Source organism: Vibrio sp. 10N.222.49.C9 (assembly GCF_041474985.1).
GTDB classification, from domain to species: Bacteria; Pseudomonadota; Gammaproteobacteria; order Enterobacterales; family Vibrionaceae; genus Vibrio; species Vibrio crassostreae_C.
The window spans coordinates 1-323 of the sequence record NZ_JBFRVD010001635.1 but is presented as its reverse complement, the minus strand read 5'-3'; the positions used below and the strand labels follow the sequence as shown (position 1 = coordinate 323).

Genomic DNA, 323 nt, shown 5'->3' with positions numbered 1-323 from the left:
GTACATGACCTGCAAAAAGCAGACTTCGGCATATTGATGACCTTAAGACGCAGTGGTGAGCCTTATTGTTTATCGCCTACGGATTTGTATCGCTCAATGCTATTCAGCTCTGGCGGGTTAACTAAAGTCCTCAGTCGCGTTGAAAAAGCAGGTTTAGTTGAACGACTGGAAAATCCGCAGGATGGACGCAGCAAACTGGTCAAATTGACTGATACTGGACGCAAACTCATCGAACAGGTGGCGCTTACATTGCATCAGCAGGAGCAGCGTCAATTGGATGTTTTAACGGCAGACGAGAAGCAGCAGTTAGAACAGCTCCTAGA

The 323-nt window shown here is 47.1% G+C and carries 1 protein-coding gene; it reads left to right on the top strand.

Annotated elements, in window-relative coordinates:
• On the top strand, nt 1-323 hold a 323-nt coding region (locus AB4585_RS29595), incomplete at both ends, for a MarR family winged helix-turn-helix transcriptional regulator (RefSeq protein ID WP_372172412.1).